Here is a 17585-nt window from a genome sequence, read left to right on the forward strand (position 1 = left end):
GTTCGCCGCGCCGGCTACCGCTCACGCCCGAGGAACGCTTCGAGGTCTTCGGTGAGATCTCCTTCGACCTCAGCTACGCCACCGCGGCCCAGCTGAAATGGCGGTATTCGGCGGCGTACCGCGAGGCGATGGCGCGGGCCGGGGCGCACACCAAGGAGGACTGGCGGCAGCTCATGAGTGAGGCCGCCGCCTGGCGGGGCGAGCTGCTCGCCGCCCGACGCGGACGAACCCGCCGACGGCAGACGGGCGATGGACCTCCCCGAGCAGCACCGCCGCCATCTCACCCGCTGGTTCGCCCCGTGCCCGTCGCGGACATGCACCGGCGTCTCGCGGACGACCCTCGCCGCCGACCGCGCGCCTTCGCCCTCCTCGTCCCGCCGTCACACGGACGGCTCGGACTCGCCGCCTATGTCAGCAGGGCGATCCACGCCAACGCCTCGCGCCGTGACGGCGCGACTCGCCGCGATCGGCGCCGCCACGAGCCCCTTCCGTTCGCCGGCCTGAGCGCCGGCCGGCTCGCCGAGGCCCTCGATCGGGCGGTGCGGCAGCGGGCCTGCAGCAGGGCCGCCGAGACCGCCCCGGCGCACCTGGCCGGGGAGGACGGCGCGGGCCGGGTGCGGAAGGCCGTCGAACAGCTCGCACAGCGCTGACCTGCGCGATCCTGCAGGATCAGAGGGAGCCCCCCGGTAGGCTGTGCCTCATGCCAGACCAGATAGCGGGCCTGCCGGAGCTGCGCGGGGACTGCGCGCGCTGCTTCGGGCTGTGCTGCGTCGCCCTGCCCTTCGCCGCGTCCGCCGACTTCGCGCTGGACAAGCCCGCCGGGAAACCGTGCCCGAACCTCCAGGGTGACCACCGCTGCGGCATCCACACCGACCTGCGGAAGAAGGGATTCACCGGCTGCACGGTCTACGACTGCTTCGGCGCCGGACAGAAGGTCTCGCAGGTCACCTTCGGCGGCCGGGACTGGCGTACCGGCTCGAAGGAGCACGCCCGCCAGATGTTCGAGGTGTTCCCGGTCGTACGGCAGTTGCACGAGCTGCTGTGGTACCTGACCGAGGCGCTCGGCCTGGCCGCCGCCCGTCCGGTCCATCCCGAGCTGCGACGGGCGCTGGAGGAGACCGAGCGGCTGACCCGGCAGACCCCGGAGGAGCTGGCCGCGCTGGACGTGGCCGCGCACCGCCAGCAGGTGAACGTGCTGCTCCTGCGCACCAGCGAGCTGGCCCGGGCGGGAGTCGCCGACGCGAAGAGCGGCACGAAGGGCAACGGCAGGGGCAACAGCAAGGGCAGGGGGAAGGATCGCCGGGGCGCGGACCTCATCGGGGCGCGGCTGCGGGGCGCCGACCTGCGCGGGGCCAGCCTGCGCGGCGCCTACCTCATCGCCGCCGACCTCACCGGCGCGGATCTGCGCGACGCGGACATGATCGGCGCGGATCTGCGTGACGCCGACCTGACCGACGCGGATCTCACCGGCGCGTTCTTCCTGACCCAGCCGCAGATCAACGCGGCCCGGGGGAGCGCCGGCACGAAGGTGCCGGAGTCAGTCGGCCGGCCGGTGCACTGGACAGCCGGCTGAGGCAGGGCGCTCGTCCGGAAGTGCCGCGGTGCGACGTTCGTCCGCGGCGCCGTCGTGGCTTGTGGAGCCCCCGCGGTGGCAGCCGCATATGCGGCACTGCCCCGCGCCCCTTCGGTGTGCTTCACGCCGCCCCAGCTGCAGCCGCAGCCCCTCCGGCATCACCGTCAGCCGCTCGGTCACGGTGAGCCGGTAGGCCGGGTCGGCCGACAGGTCGTAGCGGCGGAGCAGCAGGCCGAGGACCAGGGTCGCCTCGTGCAGGGCGAACTGGCGGCCGATGCAGGCCCGCGCGCCGGTGCCGAAGGGCTTGAAGGTGTGCGGGGGACGGGCCCGTACGGCCGCCGCCTCGAAGCGGTCGGGGTCGAAGCGTTCGGCGTCCTCGCCCCACACGTCCGGGTCGCGGTGCAGCATCGGGGTGAGGACGAGTGCCCAGGCGCCCCGGAGCATCGGATGCTCGTCGGCGAGCACCGTGTCCTCGCGGGCTTCACGGGCGAAGGCCGGCGCGGTCGGCCACAGCCGCAGCGACTCGTCCAGCACCCGGCGGACGTAGCGCAGCTTGGCGATCTGGTCGTAGCCGGGCTGCTCGGTGTCGCCCCAGACGCGGTCCACCTCGGCGCGGGCCCGGGCGGCGATCTCGGGGTGCCGGGCGAGGTAGTACAGGGCGAAGGACAGCGCGCCCGAGGTGGTCTCGTGGCCCGCGACCAGGAACGTGATCACCTGCCTGCGGACGTTCTCCGCCGACAGCCTCTCGCCGGTCTGCGGATGCGCCGTCTCCAGCATCCGGTCCAGCAGGTCACCGGCTGCCCGGCCGGAGCGGCGGCGGGCCGCGACCAGGTCGTCGACCGTGCGGTTGAGGTGGGCCATGTCGGCGGCGTTGCGCCGGGCGGCGGCGCGCAGCAGCAGCGGGGCCAGCGGCCCGGGCACGCTGTTCAGACGCTGGGCGTAGGTGAGCGTGCCGACCATCGCGGTGACGAAGGGATGCGGCCGGTCCCGCTCGAAGGAGCCGAAGTCGTGCCCGAACCCGGTGCGTGCGATGGTCTCCAGGGTCAGTCTGGTCATGTCACCGGGCACGTCCACCGTACGGCCGGCCGCCGCCTCGCGGTCCCAGTGGTCGGTCAGGCGCTGTGCGACCGCCAGCATCATGCCGTGATACCCCTCCATGGCCTCCCGGCTGAACCCGGGCGCCAGGACGTCGTGCGCCAGCTGCCAGTTGGGCTCGTGGTCGTAGGCGGTGAACAGGCCGTCCCCGGCGAGGGGCCGGAGATTGGCCACCCCCAGCCCGACGTGCTTGCCGAACCGGGCCTCGTCGGCCAGGTCCGCGACCAGCTTCGCGCCCCACACGAACACGAACTCCTTGCCGAAGGCCCGCCGCCGGAAGACGGGCCCCAGCTCGCGCGCGAAGCGCATGGAATCCTGCAGCGGCCTGCGCCGGTCGGCGCCCAGCACATCGCCGAGCAGCGGCACCCGGTGCGGCGGATGCGGGATGCGGTGCAGCTCGGGCCAGCCCAGTTCGGCACTGCGGAAACCCTTCGGCAGTCCCGGCCCGGTACCCGTCGCCTGTGTCTTCTCCGCCGTCTCTGTCATGACGCCGATCTCCCTTGATCCAGCGGGCCGTTGACTTGTGACGTGTACCTGCCACATACATCCGTGGACACGCGTGTTGTACGTGGGTTCAATAACGTGTTTCAGTGTGGGCCGCTTGTTGAACCCGCGTCAAGTAAAGTGACGCCATGCCCGCGAACCAGGGGGAGCGCGCCCGGCGCCGACTCAGCACCGAGGAGCGTCGTGAGCAGCTGCTGTCGGTCGGCGCGAAACTGTTCTCGGAGAGTCCCTACGACGACGTGTGGATCGAGCAGGTCGCCGAGATCGCCGGGGTCTCCCGCGGGCTGCTGTACCACTACTTCCCGAACAAGCGGGACTTCTTCGCGGCGGTCGTGGAGCGCGAGAGCCGGCGGATGCTGCGCATGACGGCGGCCGTGCCCGGCGTGCCGGTGCGCGAGCAGCTTGCCGCAGGCCTCGACACCTACCTCGCCTATGTCCAGGCCCACGCGCACGGCTTCCGTGCCTTCCATCGCGCGGACGCGGCCGGCGACCAGGCCGTACGCCGGGTCTACCGGCGGGCTCTGGCAGCCCAGGAGCAGCAGATCCTCGCCGCGCTCGCCGCCGACCCCGAGTTCGGGCCCGTCTTCGGGGGTGCCCCACAGGTGCGCCTGGCCGTGCGCGGCTGGCTCGCCTTCACCACGGCCGTGTGCCTGGAGTGGCTGCGCGGCGGCGAGTTGACCCGTGAGCAGGTGCGTGACCTGTGTGCGCGGGCGCTGTTGGGTGTCATCGCCTGATCCTCTGCGGTCCAGGGAGTGGTTGGCGTGCGCCCTGATCTCCGATAGGTTAGGCAAGGCTTACCTAAGGAGGTCTCGGATGGGTGACACCCAGGACTGGACGGCCGCACCCGGCGCGGCGGAACGGGCACGGTCGGTGCTCGCCGCCGCCTGGTCGTGCGCGGTGACCGCGGACGGCGCCCGCGAGGAGTACGTCGGCGCGCACACCGTGACCGACGACGGCGCCGTGCGGCTGACGGTGCCCGACGACAGTGCCCTGCTGACCGCGGCCATCTGTGTCCCACGCCAGGAACCCTCCGCCGTCCTGGAGTTCGCCGACGTGGCGCCCGTACCGGTACGGGGCAGGATCCGGGCCCGGCTCCACCTCGCCGGCTGGTTCACCCCGGACCGCGGCACCCTGCTGTTCCGGCCCACCCGGGTGGTGCTGCGGCAGTCCTCCGGGGCCGTGGTCGTGGACCACGGCGAGTACGCCGCCGCCCGGCCCGACCCGCTCGCCGAGGCCGAGGCCCGGCTCCTCACCCACCTCGCCGACGCCCACCCGGACGTGGTGGAGCGGCTGACCCGCCTCGTACGGCCGGAGAGTCTGCACGCCGCGACCCGTGTGCTGCCCCTCGCCGTCGACCGGCACGGACTGACCCTGCGCATCGAGCGCACCGGTGCCCACGGCGACGTACGGCTGCCCTTCCACACGCCCGCCGACGACGTCACCCAGCTCACCGAGCGCATGCACGCCCTGCTGGCCCAGGCTGCCGCCGTCTGCCCCCGTGCGCGGGGGCCTGTCCGGCGGATCAAGGCGCAGGGAGGCAGCGGCGCCTGACGCGTGCCCCACCCCGCGGCTGCGGCATGATCCGCCGGACCGGCCCTACAGCGGCAGCGCGCAGACGGCGACGGGTGAGGCGAACGGTTCACCGGCCGGCCGGAGTCCGCCGGTCTCCCGGTCCACGTGGAAGACGGTGACCGTGCCCGAGCGCTGGTTCGCCGCGAACAGCAGGCCGCCGTCCGGCGAGAGGGCGATCTGCCGCGGGAAGTCCCCGCCCACCGGCACCGTGCCGAGCAGCCGCAGCCGGGCGCCGTCGGCCTCGACCGCGTACCGCGCCAGGCTGTTGTGGCCCCGGTTGGCCAGGAACGCGAATCCGCCGTCCGCCGTCACCACGAACTGCGCCGGATAGTTGGTGCCGCCGTCCGAGCCCGTCGGCTGCGGCTCGCCGATCGTCAGCCGGCCGGACGCGGGATCGTAGGCGCAGACGGCGGCCGTGTCGTCCACCTCGTTGGCCAGATAGGCGTACCGGCCGCCCGGATGGAAGGTCAGGTGGCGTGGCCCGGCGCCGGGCCGTGTGCGGGCCTGCGCCACCTCCGTCAGGGTGCCCTTCGCCTGGTCCAGGACGTAGCTGTAGACGGTGTCGGTGCCGAGGTCGACCGCGAGGACATGGCCGCCGTCCGGGCTGGTGAGGCACTGGTGCGCGTGCGGCCCCTGCTGCCCCGGACCCGGGGGCGGAGCGGAGTGCGTGACCAGGCCGGTGCGCTCGCCGAGGGCGCCCGAGGGGTCGACCGGATGCACGGCGACACTGCCCGAACCGTAGTTGGCGCTCAGCAGCCAGCGTCCCGAGGGGTGCACCGACAGATGGCAGGGACCCGCGCCGCCCGTACTCCGGGCGCCGAGGATCCGCCGGTCCGCGAGACGTACCGCCGTCACACCGCCGTCCTCCCGCTCGTCCACCGCGTACAGCGTGCGGCCGTCCGGGTGCACGGCGAGATACGAGGGGTCGGAGACGCCGGTCAGCGTGCCGGAACCGGTGATCAGGCCGGTCGACGGGTCGTAGGAGGCCAGCCCGATGCCGGTGCCGCCGCCGTCGACCGAGGTGTACGTGCCCACGTACAGCGGGCGCGGCCCGGACGCCTCACGGGAAGGAGGGGCGGCCCCGGGCTGGTACGCCGCGGCCGGAGGGCCGGCCGGCGGGGCCGCCGGTGACGGCACCGCGACCATCGCCGCCGCGCCCGCCGCGGCCCCGACGAACCGGCGCCGGCTCCAGCCGGCCCCGGACTCCCGCCCGCGCGGGGAAGAGCCCCGCCGCGCCGCCCGCGCCTCGCCGCCCATACCGCACCTCAGGTCGTCGGTTGCCCCGCTCGTGACAGCAACCTTGGCCTGACCCTGCCGCCAAGGGCAAGACGGGCAACGGGTGTTGCGGTGCGTGCAACGGGCGGCCGGATCACCACTCCCCGTCCTCGACCGGCTTGCCCGGCGCCCCCTTCAGCGGGGTCACCTGGCCCGCGGACGGCGGCTGCCAGGGGTCCAGGTCGTCCCCCAGCCAGTCGCCGACCGGCTTGACCGCCTCCAGGGTGCCGGTGGGGGCCAGATCCTCGGCATCGGCGTCGTAGTAGTCGTACCAGGGCAGTCCCGCGCGCGTGTACGCCGCCCGGTCCACCGGGGACGGCGGGGGTGCCTCGCCGGTGATGCGCCGCCACTCAGGCGGCGTGACCAGGTGCACGAACACCCGCCCGGCGGCCTCCTCGGACCAGTCCGTCAGCGGCCGCTCGTCCTGGTAGACCTCCTGCCGCATCGAGCCGCCGACGCCGAGGCCCATGGCCGCGGCGCGCCGGGGTGCCGCACCGGCGGCCGGCGGCGGGGCCGCGCCGGGAGCGGCCGGCATCGGCGGGGCGCCGCCCGGGGCGGACGCCATCATCGGCATCGCCGGGCCGCCGTACCCGCCCGCCGGCCCGGCCGACAGGGTCCTGCGGCGCGCCTCCTCCCGCTCCCGCTCGCGGCGCCGCCACTCGACGAGCACCGGCTCCTTCAGCGGGAACGACTGGAGCTGCACCCCACCCCACACCTCCTCGCCGGTGACCTGCCCCTCCACCGTCGCGCCGAGACCCAGCGGCACGGCGACGAACTGGCGGACGGTCCCCTTGCCGGAGTTGATGCCGTCCAGCCATGGCTGGCGGGGCAGCACCACGTAGTTCTGCGGATCCCGGGCGAGACGGTCGCTCCAGGGCCGGCCGGACACCGCGCACACCTTGCCGACCCCGACCTGGAGCGCCGCCGGCTCCCTCGTGCCGGAGAAGCTCAGCCACATCGCCTCACGCAGATACACCGGCAGCATCACTCCGCCGCGCGCCCGCCACTCGTCCGGGACGGTGTCGGCGTAGTCCGCGACCCGCCGGACCGGGAACTCGCCCAGCCCCGGCGGCAGCGGATGCGTGCCCGTCTCCGGCAGCCGCAGCGTGCGGACGAACCGCACCGCCACCCCGCCCGGCAGCCGCAGTGTGTTCCCGTCTATCCGCACCCCGGAACCGGTCATCGGTCGCCCCTCGCCTCACCCGCCGGCGCTGCCCGGCACGCCCCTTCGCCGGGCGCGCCGGCCTGCCCGGCACTCTCCCCGCCGGGCCCCGCCCGGCGGCTTCCTCACGGATAACGTTCGCCGAACCCCGTACGGTTCCGCCAGAGCTCCTCCTGCACGCCGAGCCGCTCGCGCAGCCGGGTCATCCGCGGCAGCTTGGCCCGCTGCCCCCGGGAGACCCGGTCCAGCTCCTCGAACAGGCGCCGGGTGCGGTGCTCGGTGTTCAGCTCGTCGATGATCCGGGTCGTCTCGGTCAGCACGGCCCCGAGCAGCTGCCAGTTCGTCCAGTCCTTGCCGACCTCCTCCCGCAGCAGTTCGGCGAGCCGGTCCCGGGTGCCGGCCGCCGTGTGCAGCTCGGCCGACAGGCGGGCCTCCGCCGACTCGGCGTCCTCGCTGAGATGGGTGGTGACCAGGACCCCGAAGCTCACCACCGCGTCCGCGATCTCCGACAGCAGTTGTTCCACGGTCTCCCCGACCCGGGGCGGGAAGAGGTCCTCGGCCCCGCGGGCCTTCGCCAGGTCGGTGAAGGACCGGGCCAGCACCCGCAGGACCACCGTGCAGATCTCCAGCGTGTCGAGGCCGGTGCGCAGCACCACCCGGTGCATCAGCCCCTCCTTGACGCGCGGATTGAGCCGCAGGCTGTCCTCGGCCTGCCGCAGCGAGGCGTCCACATGGGCGATGTGCTGGTCCAGCAGGCGTGCCTCGTGCAGCCGTTCGGCCGCCCGTTCCCAGGGGATCCGGCCGGCGGCCTCCTCACCCATCCGCAGCATCAACTGCCGCATCCGGCGCGCCAGGTCCTCCATCGAGCGGCCCGCCTCGTCCACCCACACCGGGGGTGGGAGCAGCAGGTTGCAGGCCGTCCCGACGACCGCGCCGATCAGCGTCTCCACGATGCGCGCCCACGCGGTGAACCCGACGGTGGTCACGCCGAGCACCAGCATGGCGCTGATCGCCACCTCGGCCACGTACTCGTCGACCCGCACCAGGTGCCCGACCGCGAGCGAGGCCACGATCAGCAGCGCCAGGCTCCACCAGGTGAGCCCCACCAGCACGCTGAAGGCGATCGCGACCAGCACCCCGGCCACCACCGAGTTCACCCGGCGGATGCCGTTGGTCAGGGTGGCGTAGAAGGTCACCTGGACGACCAGCAGCGCGGTCAGGGGAGCGGTCAGCGGGGCCGGCTCGGGGCTGAGGCGCAGCGCGATCACGTAGGCGATCGTGGCAGCCGTCGCCGACCGCAGCGTCTGGACGACCACCGGCTGCCGGCGGCGCTCCAGCAGGCGCAGGAGTCCCGTGGTCCACTTGCGTACGTCGTGCATCCCTTGGCCTGTTCCCCTTCCACGGGTGGGACGAACGTGCTTCCGACGCGGACCGTAGTTGTCCGCAAGGGTTCGTAGAGTGAGTTCGGCGGCTGAGAGAGCGCCGCACCCGGGACCCGTCGAGGGGCCGTCGAGAGTCACGGAAGGGGTCGGCATGGAGAAGAGCCAGGGCACTGGGCAGCCCGAGGGCGTCGAGCTGCTCCGGCAGGCGCACGCCTGTCTGCGCGAGGTGGTCGCCGCGGTGCCGGAGGAGGCCTGGGGCAGCCCTACGCCGTGCTCCGAGTGGACCGTACGGCAGGTGCTCAACCACGCGCGGATCGACCAGCACGCCTACGGTCTCGTCCTGGCCGCCGACCGGCCCGGCGAGGACCCGTTCCAGCCGGCCGACGCCCTCCACGGCGATCCGGTGGCCGAGCTGGAGAAGGTCCTGGACGCCGTGGCCGACGCCTATGCGCAGCTGCCCGCCGACGCCGGGTCCGTGCCGACACCGCTGGGCCCGCTGCCCCTGCCGCTGGCCGCCGGTGCCGGAGCGCTGGACGCCGCCGTGCACGCCTGGGACATCGCCGTCGCCACCGGTCAGAACCGGCCACTCGCACCGGCGCTGGCCGCGGGCCTGCGACCGGCCGCCGACCACCTGGTCCCGCAGCTGCGCGCGTACGGCGTCTTCGCACCGGCCCTCGCGTCCGACGGTTCCCGGGACGAGGCGGCGGCCCTGCTCGCCTTCCTCGGCCGGGATCCGGAGTGGACGCCTGAGGTCTTCTGACCCCGTGGGCCTCGGGCAGCGACTGGGCGTGGGCAGGGCTGCGGCTGGGCGACCTCTGTGCCGGTCTCGGAGCGGATGACTGAGGCTTGCCGATCGTGTGGGCTGCGGCCGGCCGTGGCCACGGGCCCCGCATCGAGCACTGCGTGCACACGCCGTACTCCGAACGCAAGGAGCGCGGCGCCACCGCGGTGGGGCAGGTGCCCTGCCTGCGCGCGCCGCCGACCGCCCCGGCGCCGCCGCACGGTACGCCTACGAATTCGACGACCCGGCCCAGCCGGCCCCCGGCATGCGCTGCCGCGACGATGCTGTCGGGTTGCCGGACTGTCAGGTGTACAGCTTGTCGATGAACGCGTACAGATTGCCCGTCATGCGGGCGATCTGCTCCTCCACCGTCAGGCTCTCCTCGAACCGGGCCCCGGAGTCCGGCACCTTCCTGCCCCGCACATACAGGGGACACGCGAGGTCGGTGCACATGTACAGGCCGACCGAGTTGCCCTCGCGGCCCGCCGCGCCGGCTTTGCGTGCCGCCATCAGTGAGACTCCGCCGCCGGGGTGCGTGGTGAGGCACACCGAGCACATGCTGCGGTGCAGGAACCCGCGTTGGGCCGCCTGGAAGCGGAAGGAGACGCCGACGAGCCGGTCCTCCCGTTCGGTGACCAGATAGCTGCGGTCGGGTGCGCCCGGATCCCGCCAGCCGAGGAAGTCCAGGTCGTGCCAAGGGCGTTCACCGAGGTCCCGGGGAACCGTCAGCCGCTTGGCCTCCCCCTTGGAGCAGTTGACAAAGGAGTTGCGGATGTCCTGCTCGGTGAGCGATCTCATGGGGGGCCTTTCGGACTCGTCGGCGTAACCTAGGGGGTCTAGGTGCGCGGCTAGCGTACGTAGCCAGGCGGTGGGTGAGCCAATGGATTTCGCGCCGGGACCGTCACCGTGCCTGCCGGGGTCGCACGAGGCGTGGTCTCTTCCGCCCGGACATCCGCCGAGACGGCCGGTACGGCTCACCCCGGGTCCGCTGTGCTCGCCTCCGGTGGCCACACCCCCGGTGTCAGCACCCCCAACGCGTAGGCACGGGCGACCAGTTCGGTGCGGTTGGCGGCGTTCCAGCGGGCCGACAGGCGGCGCAGGTGGTAAGTGACGCCGTCCTTGCTGAGACCCAGTTCGCGGGCGGCGCCGGCCGTGGTGGCGCCGCCCGCCAGCAGCGCCAGCACCCGGCCCTCCACCGGCGTGACCCGCGCCGGCTCCGGCTCGGGCGGTGCGCACTCGCCCCGCACCCCCAGCATCACCAGCAGGGCCGGTGTCTCCTCCACGCTGTCGCTGACCGGGTCCGCCGTCAGCTCCCCGAACCGCTCGGCCCCGCCGGGCGCCCGCCAGCGCACCGAAACCTGGTAGCGCGAGCGGTGCCGCAGCCGCAGCGCCTCCGCGATCCGCTCCACCTGCGTGGCCTCCTGCGGCCGGAACAGCTCCAGCACCTCCCGGCCCCGCAGCTGCCCCGGCGTCGTACCGCACTCCGCCGCCATCGCCGGGTTGGCCAGCACCACCCGGCCGTAGACATCGCACAGCGCGACCGGCACCGCCACCCGGTCGAAGAGCGTCAGGGCCCGGTTGCGCCACACGACCCCGTCGGCTCGTTCCGCGTCCACATCCACCTCCCGAAGTCGCCGAGCAAGCGCTCTCATCCAAGACGAAGATCCAGGTCAGCGGCAAACCGCGGGGACCGAGGGCCGCGCAAGGCCCGTAACCGAGTTTTGACTGCGCGATCGTGTAGTGCGGCGGCACGTACGAGCCGCGCGGGTGGATCACCCTGGAACGCAGTACTCCGTTACCGCGAGTACACCGTTACCGCGAAAGGCAGTTGTCGCGCCATGCCCCCCACCGCAGTGCACCCCGCCCCGGCCGGTACCCTGCCCGGCGTCCCCATCGCCGACATCACCGCCACCGGTCCCGGCCGCACCCCCCTGCAGCAGATCATGGGCCTGATGCGCGCCCACGGTCCGGTGCTGGTGCGCCGGCTGCACGGCCGGGACGTGCTGTTCGTCGCCGACGCCGACCTGGTCTCGGACCTCGCCGACGAGGAGCGGTTCGCCAAGCACATCGGTCCCGCGCTGGAGAACGTCCGCTCCTTCGCCGCCGACGGCCTGTTCACGGCGTACAACGACGAGCCCAACTGGGCCAAGGCGCACGACATCCTGATGCCCGCCTTCGCGCTCGGCTCGATGCGCACCTACCACCCGGTCATGCTCAAGGTGGCCCGCCGGCTCATCGACTCCTGGGACCGCGCGGCGCGCGACGGGCGGCCCGTGAACGTGCCCGACGACATGACCCGCATGACCCTCGACACCATCGGGCTGGCCGGGTTCGCCTACGACTTCGGCTCCTTCGAGCGCAGCGAGCCGCACCCCTTCGTGGAGTCGATGGTCCGCTGCCTGGAGTGGAGCATGAACCAGCTGGCCCGCACCCCGGGCCAGGACCACTCCGCGGCCGACGCGGCCTTCCGGGCGGACGCCGACCACCTCGCCCAGGTCGTGGACGACGTCATCGCCTCCCGTGCCGGCACCGACCAGAGCGGCGCCGAGGACCTGCTCGGGCTGATGCTCAGCGCCCCGCACCCCGCCGACGGCACCACCCTGGACGCCGCCAACATCCGCAACCAGGTCATCACCTTCCTGATCGCCGGCCACGAGACGACCTCCGGTGCGATGTCCTTCGCCCTGTACTACCTCGCCAAGCACCCCGCCGTACTCCGGCTGGTGCAGCGCGAGGCCGACGCACTGTGGGGTGACACCGCCGACCCGGAGCCGTCGTACGACGACATCGGCCGGCTCACCTACACCCGTCAGGTCCTCAACGAGGCGCTCCGGCTGTGGCCGACGGCCGCCGCGTTCAGCCGGCACGCCCGCGAGGACACCCTCCTCGGCGGCCGGCTCCCGCTCGCCGCCGGCCAGGCCGTCACCGTGCTCACCCCGATGCTGCACCGGCAGCCCGTGTGGGGCGACAACCCGGAGCTGTTCGACCCGGAGCGGTTCACCGCCGAGGCGGAGGCGGCCCGCCCGGTGCACGCCTTCAAGCCCTTCGGCACCGGTGAACGTGCCTGCATCGGCAGGCAGTTCGCGCTGCACGAGGCGACCATGCTGCTCGCCCTGCTGGTGCACCGCTACCGGCTGCACGACCACGCCGGCTACCGGCTCACCGTCAAGGAGACCCTCACCCTCAAGCCGGAGGGGTTCACCCTCACGCTCACCCCGCGCACCCCCGCCGACCGCGTCCACGCCCCGCTGCCCGGCACCGCCCCCGCGCAGACCGACCGGACGGCCGCCCCGGACACACTCCCGGCCCGGGTCCGCCCCGGCACCAGCGTCCTCTTCCTGCACGGCAGCAACTACGGCACCTGCCGCGCCTTCGCCGCCCAGCTCGCCGACGAGGCCGCCGCCGTGGGCTGTGCCACCGAGGTCGCCGCGCTCGACGCGTACGCGGACGGACTGCCCGCCGACCGGGCCGTCGTCATCACCGCCGCCTCCTACAACGGCCGCCCCACCGACGACGCCGGCGCCTTCACCGCATGGCTCGACGGCACCCCCGACCTGACCGGCGTCACCTATGCCGTCCTCGGCGTCGGCGACCGCAACTGGGCCGCCACCTACCAGCACGTCCCCACTCGCATCGACGCCCGCCTCGCCGAACTCGGCGCCAGCCGCCTGACCGACCGGGCCGCGGCCGACGCCTCCGGCGATCTCACGGGCGCCGTCCGGCAGTTCACGGCCCGGCTGCGCACCGCCCTCCTGACCGAGTACGGCGACCCGGACGCCGTGCGGGGCACCCCGGCCGAAGAGCCCGCCCACGCCTATGCGGTGCGCACGCTGAGCGGCGGCCTGCTGGACGCCCTCGCCGAGCGGCACGGACTGGTGCCGATGACCGTGACCGAGGCGTACGACCTGACCGCGCCGGGCCACCCGCGCACCAAGCGGTTCCTGCGCATCGCGCTGCCCGAGGGAGTCACCTACCGCACCGCCGACCACCTGACCGTCCTGCCGGCCAACGCCCCGGACCTGGTGGACCGCGCCGTTTCCGCCTTCGGCCTCGACCCCGACGCCGTCCTGGACATCCGCGCCACCCGTCCGCGCCGATGGGGGTCCCCCCGCGCGAGCGCAGCCGAGCGTGGGGGAGACCTGGCCGTGGACCGGCCGCTCACCGTACGGCAACTCCTCACCCATCACGTCGAGTTGCAGCAACGGCCGACCACCCGGCAGCTGGCCCTGCTCGCCGAGGCCAACCCCTGCCCGCCCGAGCGCGCCGCCCTCGCCGCTCTGACCGGCGACGATCCGCGCACCCTGGTGGAGCTGGCCGAGGACCACCCCGCCCTGCGCGGCGCGCTGGACTGGCCGCTCCTGCTCGACCTGCTGACCCCGCTGCGGCCCCGCCACTACTCGGTGTCCTCCTCGCCGGCCGTCGACGCCGGCCACGTGGACCTCATGGTCTCCGTGCTCGACGCCCCCGCCCTCCCCCACGCTCGGCTGCGCTCGCGCGGGGGGACCCCCATCGGCCGGGGCCGCTACCGGGGCGTCGGCTCCGGCCACCTCGCCTCCCTCCGGCCTGGCGACACCGTGTACGCCCGCGTGCAGCCGTGCCGAGAGGCCTTCCGGATCGATGACTCGGCACCCGTGGTGATGGTCGCGGCCGGCACCGGACTCGCCCCGTTCCGCGGCACCGTCGCCGACCGCGCCGCGGCCCGCGCCGCGGGCACCGAACTCCCGGCCGCCCTGCTGTACTTCGGCTGCGACGCACCCGACGCCGACTTCCTGCACGCCAGGGAACTGCGCGACGCGGAGGCGGTGGGCGCGGTCTCCCTGCGCCCGGCCTTCAGCGCCGCCCCCGAGAACGGCGCCGCCTTCGTGCAGCACCGCATCGCCGCGGAGGCCGACGAGATCTGGGAGCTGCTGAACGCCGGTGCCCGGGTGTACGTCTGCGGTGACGGCGCCCGGATGGCCCCGGGCGTGCGGGAGGCGTTCCGCACGCTGTACCGGGAACACGTTCCCGGTGCCGAGGCGGCTGACGCCGGGCAGTGGCTCGACTCGCTGATCGCGGAGGGGCGTTACGTGGAGGACGTCTACGCGGCGGGGTGAGCCGGGGGAGCCCCGGGCCCCTGCGGGGGCTTCCGCTTAGCTCAGATCATGAACTAAGGGTTGGGAGAATAACGCGTTCCGCCCGCCCGAAGGGGTATGTTGCAGGTCGGACAGGGTTCGTGAAGGGAGCCGCATGGCGGGGCGGAACGGGCGCACGGTACGCGACCTCAGACGGGGCAACCGTACGGCCGTGCTGCAGAAGCTGTACTTCGACGGCCCGCTCAGCCGGTTCGAGCTCGGCCCGGCCACCGGCCTGAGCAGCGGCTCGGTCAGCAACGTGGTCGCCGACCTGATCACGGACGGCCTGGTCGAGGAGGCCGGCAGCGTCGAATCCGACGGCGGCCGGCCCCGCACCCTGCTGCGCGTCGCCCCGGACAGCGGCCAGATGATCGGTGTCGACGTCGGCGAGACCCGGGTCCGCGTCGAGCTGTTCGACCTGGCCCTGACCGAACTCGCCCGCACCGAACGCAGGCTGAATCCGCAGGGGTGTCACGACGTCGAGGTGATCACCGGCCATATCCGCGACAGCGTCGCCGAGGTCCTCGGCGCCGAACAGGCCGCGCCCGAGCGGCTGCTCGGCGTCGGCGTCGGCGTGCCCGGCATCGTCGAGCACACCACGGACCGGGGCGCCGTCGTCCACGGCCAGACCATCGGCTGGGACGCGGTCCCGCTGGAGCGGCTGCTCCGCTCGACGTCACAACTCCCCGGGAAGACCCCGTACCTCATCGACAACGGCGCCAAGACCCTGGGCCAGGCCGAGATGTGGTTCGGCGCGGGACGCGGCGCCCGCACCGCCGTGGTCGTGCTCTTCGGCTCCGGCGTCGGAGCCTGCGTGGTCACCCCGGAGGTGGAGCACGGGCGGGCCGTCGAATGGGGCCATCTGACGGTACGGGTGCGCGGGCGCCGCTGCCGCTGCGGCGCGCCCGGCTGCCTGGAGGCCTACGCGGGCGCCGAGTCGCTGCTCGCCCGCTGGCGGGAAGAGGGCGGCCGGCCCCCCGAGGGCACCGACGAGGAGACCGCGCTCACCGCGATGCTCGCCGCCGCCTACCCGCCCGAGGGCGGCGAGCCCGATCCGGTGGCGCTGGCCGTCCTGGAGGAGACCGCCGAGTACCTCGGCGCCGGCCTGTCCGACCTGATCAACCTCTTCCAGCCCGAGCGGATCCTCATCGGCGGCTGGGCCGGGCTGCAGCTCGGCCCCCGCCTCCTGCCCGCCGTACGGCGCCACGCGATGACGTACGCGCTGCGCCACCCGGCCAACAGGGTGACCATCGACCTCGGGCGGCTCGGCTCGGACGCGGTCACCGTCGGCGCGGCGATCCTGCCGCTGGCCGAGTTCTTCGCGAGCGGCGGCAGACACCCGGAACCGGTCACCGAGGCCCGCCTGCCGGCGTGGCGCACGGCACTCCGGGAGCGGACGCCGCGCTGACGCTCCGCTGCGCAGACGGGAGTGGGAAACACCAGCTCACTAGGTGTTCGCGCCCCGTGCGGTCACCCGCCAGTGGCCGACGATCCCGCCGCGTCGGACGACCAGGAGGCATGACCCACGGGATGTCCGCCGACCGGGCACATCGCCCCCCGGCCGCGTCGGCCGGCCACGACCCCGGACGCACCGGCCGGCCACGACTCCGGACGCACCGGCCGGCCGCGCCGTCGTCAAGCACTGTGCCCCGCAGCTCAGGCCGACGGTTCGTCCGGTGACGGGTGTTCGGGGCGGGCTGTGCCCGGGTGTGGTGCGCCGCGGGGTCCCGAGCCTGCCTCGTCCGTGTCGGGAACGTCGTCGGCCGGAGTCGCGTCGTCCTCACCCGGCCGGCCCGGCGTGACCTCCCATGGGTCCTCGCCGGCGCCCGCCTGCTGGTCGGGCATGTCCCTCGGGACCGGGCCCCTGTCCTGGCCCGGCTCGGGCTCCCGTTGTGCGGCCATGGCGTTCTCCCCTCGGACGTGGGCGTACGGCGTGTCAGCCGACCTTCCGCCCGCGCATCGGCTCGGTCTCCATCCCCGCGCCCTTCTGCAGGCCGTCGAGGAACTCCTGCAGCACCTCCGTCGCCGTGTGCCGCGGCTGCCAGCCCAGCTCGGCGTGCGCCCGGCCGCAGTCCATCAGCGGCAGCCGGAGCACCGCGTCGAACAGGTGCGGCGAGGCCGGCAGCAGATGCAGCCCCCAGGCCGCGGCGATCGCCGACCGGGCCGCCGCGCGCGGCAGCCGTACCGGGCGGCTGCCCAGCAGTTCGCCGAGCACACCGGCGTCCAGCGGCGGATCCGCCGCGAGGTTGAAGGCACCACGAGCGCTGTCCGAGGTCAGCGCGAGCCGGTAGGCCTCCGCGGCGTCGTCCGTGTGCAGCGCCTGCACCCTGAGCCCCGGGATGTCCGGCAGGAACGGCAGAAGCTCCGGCCGGGCCAGCGGACCCGGCAGGAAACGCCCGCCGAAGATCCGGCGCTGCTCGCTGGCCGACTCCCACTTGAACAGGAACGCTGGGCGCATCCGCACCACCCGCACCTCGGGATGGTCCCGCTCGAACACGTCCAGCGTGCGCTCCAGATAGGCCTTCTCGCGGCAGTACGCGGCGTCGGGCCAGCCGTGCGTCGGCCAGGACTCGTCCACCGCGTGGTCCTTCGGACCCGGCGAGTACGCGCCCACGGAGGAGGCGTGCACCAGCACCGGCACCCGTGCCGCGGCGACCGCCTCGAACACCCGGATACCGCCGAGCACATTGGTCCGCCAGGTGGCCGCCGGATCGTGTGTCGGCTGGAACGCCCACGCCAGATGCACCACCGCGTCGGCGCCCTCGAACCTTTCCGCGAGGTTCGCCTGGTCGGAGGCGATGTCGACCGCGGACCACTCGGTCTTCGGCGGCGACCACTCGGGCGTACGCCGGGCCAGGCCGCGCACCGACCTGACCCCCGCGTCCGCCGAGAGCAGCCGCACGACACTCGTGCCGACATTGCCGGTGGCACCCGTCACGACCACCCTGCTGCCCGCTGAGCTGCTCACCTTCGGCTCCTCTCGGCCCACGCTTCGGCGGACGGCCGGGTACCCGGGCCCGGGCGCGCGCACACCCGGGCATGACCCGGCGGGTAATCGACCCGTGCGCGCACTCCGGGGAGCATCGAGGACGTCAGCGCGACCGAGTCGCGTCGCACCCGGTCCGTACCG

At 73.9% G+C, this 17585-nt stretch carries 14 protein-coding genes and 1 pseudogene; 7 read left to right on the forward strand and 8 right to left on the reverse strand.

Annotation, left to right across the window (positions count from 1 at the left end):
- Positions 1-14: 14 nt before the first annotated feature.
- Positions 15-446 (forward strand): annotated as a pseudogene (locus ABZ624_RS33795) (TipAS antibiotic-recognition domain-containing protein); the annotation flags it as partial.
- A 254-nt stretch (positions 447-700) separates the two neighbouring features.
- Positions 701-1573 (forward strand): pentapeptide repeat-containing protein, encoded by an 873-nt coding sequence (locus tag ABZ624_RS33800; RefSeq protein ID WP_360097765.1) that lies wholly within the window; start codon positions 701-703, stop codon positions 1571-1573.
- On the opposite strand, the gene ABZ624_RS33805 is transcribed toward ABZ624_RS33800, so the two are convergent.
- Positions 1538-3154 (reverse strand): cytochrome P450, encoded by a 1617-nt coding sequence (locus ABZ624_RS33805; RefSeq protein ID WP_360097768.1) that lies wholly within the window; start codon positions 3152-3154, stop codon positions 1538-1540. The genes ABZ624_RS33800 and ABZ624_RS33805 overlap by 36 nt on opposite strands.
- A gap of 146 nt (positions 3155-3300) precedes the next feature.
- Here ABZ624_RS33805 and ABZ624_RS33810 point away from each other — a divergent pair, with 146 nt between their 5' ends.
- Together ABZ624_RS33810 and ABZ624_RS33815 are read left to right on the forward strand one after the other, a co-directional pair.
- A complete protein-coding gene (locus tag ABZ624_RS33810) occupies positions 3301-3906 on the forward strand; it encodes a TetR/AcrR family transcriptional regulator (RefSeq protein WP_360097771.1) in 606 nt (201 codons plus the stop codon).
- Between the two features lie 79 nt (positions 3907-3985).
- Positions 3986-4723, forward strand: coding sequence for a DUF2470 domain-containing protein (locus ABZ624_RS33815; protein ID WP_360097774.1), 738 nt, complete (start codon positions 3986-3988; stop codon positions 4721-4723).
- Between the two features lie 45 nt (positions 4724-4768).
- On the opposite strand, the gene ABZ624_RS33820 is transcribed toward ABZ624_RS33815, so the two are convergent.
- The 3 genes from ABZ624_RS33820 to ABZ624_RS33830 form a co-directional block, all read right to left on the reverse strand.
- Positions 4769-5890: a lactonase family protein gene (locus ABZ624_RS33820; protein ID WP_360097913.1), complete on the reverse strand. Its 1122-nt coding sequence runs from the start codon at positions 5888-5890 to the stop codon at positions 4769-4771.
- Between the two features lie 223 nt (positions 5891-6113).
- Positions 6114-7202 carry a hypothetical protein gene (locus ABZ624_RS33825; RefSeq protein WP_360097777.1) on the reverse strand — a complete coding sequence of 363 codons (1089 nt, stop codon included), beginning with the start codon at positions 7200-7202 and terminating at the stop codon, positions 6114-6116.
- A gap of 104 nt (positions 7203-7306) precedes the next feature.
- Complete coding sequence (locus ABZ624_RS33830; protein WP_360097780.1) at positions 7307-8560, reverse strand: aromatic acid exporter family protein; 1254 nt, start codon at positions 8558-8560, stop codon at positions 7307-7309.
- 154 nt (positions 8561-8714) lie between these two features.
- Between ABZ624_RS33830 and ABZ624_RS33835 the strand changes: the two genes are divergently transcribed.
- On the forward strand, positions 8715-9323 hold the full coding sequence (locus ABZ624_RS33835) for a TIGR03086 family metal-binding protein (protein WP_360097783.1): 609 nt from the start codon (positions 8715-8717) through the stop codon (positions 9321-9323).
- A 324-nt stretch (positions 9324-9647) separates the two neighbouring features.
- On the opposite strand, the gene ABZ624_RS33840 is transcribed toward ABZ624_RS33835, so the two are convergent.
- On the reverse strand, positions 9648-10142 hold the full coding sequence (locus ABZ624_RS33840; protein WP_360097786.1) for an FBP domain-containing protein: 495 nt from the start codon (positions 10140-10142) through the stop codon (positions 9648-9650).
- 176 nt (positions 10143-10318) lie between these two features.
- A complete protein-coding gene (locus tag ABZ624_RS33845; protein WP_360097789.1) occupies positions 10319-10960 on the reverse strand; it encodes a PAS domain S-box protein in 642 nt (213 codons plus the stop codon).
- Positions 10961-11182: 222 nt separating this feature from the next.
- Here ABZ624_RS33845 and ABZ624_RS33850 point away from each other — a divergent pair, with 222 nt between their 5' ends.
- Complete coding sequence (locus ABZ624_RS33850; RefSeq protein ID WP_360097792.1) at positions 11183-14437, forward strand: cytochrome P450; 3255 nt, start codon at positions 11183-11185, stop codon at positions 14435-14437.
- Between the two features lie 133 nt (positions 14438-14570).
- Complete coding sequence (locus tag ABZ624_RS33855) at positions 14571-15863, forward strand: ROK family protein (RefSeq protein ID WP_360097795.1); 1293 nt, start codon at positions 14571-14573, stop codon at positions 15861-15863.
- 248 nt (positions 15864-16111) lie between these two features.
- On the opposite strand, the gene ABZ624_RS33860 is transcribed toward ABZ624_RS33855, so the two are convergent.
- Together ABZ624_RS33860 and ABZ624_RS33865 are read right to left on the reverse strand one after the other, a co-directional pair.
- On the reverse strand, positions 16112-16357 hold the full coding sequence (locus ABZ624_RS33860) for a hypothetical protein (protein ID WP_360097798.1): 246 nt from the start codon (positions 16355-16357) through the stop codon (positions 16112-16114).
- Positions 16358-16391: 34 nt separating this feature from the next.
- Positions 16392-17423 carry an SDR family oxidoreductase gene (locus tag ABZ624_RS33865; RefSeq protein WP_360097801.1) on the reverse strand — a complete coding sequence of 344 codons (1032 nt, stop codon included), beginning with the start codon at positions 17421-17423 and terminating at the stop codon, positions 16392-16394.
- Positions 17424-17585 lie beyond the last annotated feature (162 nt).

The organism is Streptomyces sp. NPDC007205, assembly GCF_040634095.1.
Lineage (GTDB): Bacteria > Actinomycetota > Actinomycetes > Streptomycetales > Streptomycetaceae > Streptomyces.